This window comes from Delftia sp. PE138, from assembly GCF_018320755.1.
Taxonomy (GTDB): Bacteria; Pseudomonadota; Gammaproteobacteria; order Burkholderiales; family Burkholderiaceae_C; genus Comamonas; species Comamonas tsuruhatensis.
In genome coordinates, this window is sequence record NZ_JABEPN010000020.1 from 1 (window position 1) to 2662 (window position 2662).

A 2662-nucleotide genomic window follows, 5' to 3' on the forward strand; every position below is an offset into this window, starting at 1 on the left:
CTGGCACAGACGGCTGAAGGCGCGCTGGGCAAGGTCGGCGACATGCTGCAGCGCATGCGCGAGCTGGCGGTGCAGTCGTCCAACGCGACGAACAGCAAGAGCGACCGTGAGGCGCTGCAGTCGGAGCTGTCTCAACTGCGTGATGAAGTGGACCGTGTGGCCAAGACCACCACGTTCAATGGCCAGAAGCTGCTGGAAGGCAGCTTCACGGGTGGCGTGTTCCAGGTGGGTGCGAACTCTGGCGACAACATCAGCGTGGGCTCGTTGGGCAACGTGAAGGTCGACAGCCTGGGCAACTCCTCGTACAGCGTGGGCTCGATCAGCAGTTCCGCCGTGACGCAGGCGTCGGTGACGTCCGCCTCGGTGAGTCTCACGATCCAAGGTGCCACCGCCTCTGCCGTGGCCACGATCGAGCAAGACGCCAATGCGACGCAGACCGAGGTGACCGGTCGCACCATCGAAGCCATCAACGCCAAGACCGCTGATACCGGCGTGACGGCCTTCCTCAGCGAAGACGGCACGACGATTGAGCTGCGCGCCACGGCAGCGCCGACGGGCACGACGGGCACGACCGCATCGGTGGCAGTCGGCACGGCGGCTGCAACGAGTCTGACGGCCATCACAACCGCTGAGGGCAAGGGCATCGACAAGGTGGACATCTCCACCCAGTCTGGCGCGTGGGAAGCCATGCAGCGTATCGACAACGCCATCGACAAGGTGAACACGGCGCGCGGCGACCTGGGCGCACTGCAGACCCGCTTCGAGAAGGCTGTGGAGAACATCGACATCCAGAACGAAAACATTTCCGCAGCGCGCAGCCGGATCACGGATGCCGACTTTGCCAAGGAAACGGCGAACCTGAGCCGTACGCAGATCCTGCAGCAGGCTGGTACGGCGATGGTGGCCCAGGCCAACCAGCTGCCCCAGCAGGTGCTGAGCCTGCTGCGTTGATGGAGGAGCTTGCTGGCGCCNGACCTGGGCGCACTGCAGACCCGCTTCGAGAAGGCTGTGGAGAACATCGACATCCAGAACGAAAACATTTCCGCAGCGCGCAGCCGGATCACGGATGCCGACTTTGCCAAGGAAACGGCGAACCTGAGCCGTACGCAGATCCTGCAGCAGGCTGGTACGGCGATGGTGGCCCAGGCCAACCAGCTGCCCCAGCAGGTGCTGAGCCTGCTGCGTTGATGGAGGAGCTTGCTGGCGCCGTCTCGATGAGGGCCAGCGCTGGCAAGCTTGGATGAGTTTGCTTTTTGATGGCAGCCCTGCTCACGCATGGCTGTCTTTTTTATTTCAGATCGCACTGTCATTCGCCGTGCGTGGCGATTCCTGCACGAATAGGTATCGATGCAAGAAAGCGCTAAAGAACTATCGCCATGGCCCGATAACACATTTGTACGGAGCAGGCCTGCAGGCGACAAAGCTGGCAGCAGTGCACATAGACACGGCCGCAAGCCCCGGCAAACCAAGCAAATTCTTCATCCTTACCGTCAGTTCCAAAGGACCCGATCATGGCAATGACCATCAACACCAACGTCGTCTCGATCAACGCGCAGCGCAACCTGGGCCTGTCCGGCAGCTCGCTGGCCACGTCCATGCAGCGCCTGTCCTCGGGCCTGCGAGTCAACAGCGCCAAGGACGATGCAGCCGGTCTGGCCATCTCCGAGCGTATGAGCACTCAGGTGCGTGGTCTGGCGGTGGCCTCGCGCAATGCCAATGACGGGATTTCTCTGGCGCAGACGGCCGAAGGCGCACTGGGCAAGGTGGGCGACATGCTGCAGCGCATGCGCGAGCTGTCTGTTCAGGCCTCCAACGCCACCAACAGCAAGAGCGATCGTGAAGCGCTGCAGTCCGAGCTGGTGCAGCTGCGTGACGAAGTGGACCGTGTGGCCAAGACCACCACGTTCAATGGCCAGAAACTGCTGGAAGGCAGCTTCTCCGGGGGCGTGTTCCAGGTGGGTGCGAATGCGGGCGACAACATCACGGTGGGCGCGCTGGCCAACATGAAGGTGGCCGACCTGGGCAACTCTGCCTACAGCACGGGTTCGATCAGCGGCACTTCCGTGACGCCCGCAGCTGTTACTTCGGCTTCGGTGAGTATCACCATCCAGGGAGCTACCGCTTCGGCCGTGGCCACGATTGAGGCCGATCCCAACGCAACGCAGACGGAGCTGACGGGCCGCACCATTGCCGCCATCAATGCCAAGACCGCTGACACCGGCGTGACGGCCTTCCTCAGCGAGGACGGCACGACGATCGATCTGCGCGCTACTGCCGCTCCGACGGGCACTACAGGCACCACAGCATCCATCACGGTCGGCGCGGCTGCGGCGACGAATCTGACGGCCATCACGACAGCTGCCGGCAAGGGCATCGACAAGGTGGACATCTCCACGCAAGCCGGTGCTTGGGAAGCCATGCAGCGCATCGACAACGCGCTGGACAAGGTCAACTCCGCACGCGCCGACCTGGGTGCCATCCAGACCCGCTTCGAGAAGTCGATCGAGAACATCGACTCCATGAACGAGAACATCTCTGCGGCACGCGGCCGCATCGTGGACGCCGACTTCGCCAAGGAAACGGCGAACCTGAGCCGCACGCAGATCCTGCAGCAGGCTGGCACGGCCATGGTGGCCCAGGCCAACCAGCTGCCTCAGCAAGT

Annotated in this window: 2 protein-coding genes and 1 pseudogene; all 3 read left to right on the forward strand. The window is 63.1% G+C overall.

Features of this window, described 5'->3' with window-relative positions:
* Positions 1 to 951 (forward strand): flagellin (locus tag HFGMBDPB_RS29545; protein ID WP_160856259.1); only part of this gene is annotated, 951 nt, incomplete at its 5' end.
* Positions 952 to 975: 24 nt separating this feature from the next.
* A pseudogene (locus HFGMBDPB_RS29550) lies at positions 976 to 1188 on the forward strand (flagellin); the annotation flags it as partial.
* A gap of 323 nt (positions 1189 to 1511) precedes the next feature.
* The coding region (locus tag HFGMBDPB_RS29555; RefSeq protein WP_212646782.1) for a flagellin at positions 1512 to 2662 on the forward strand (1151 nt) is incomplete at its 3' end.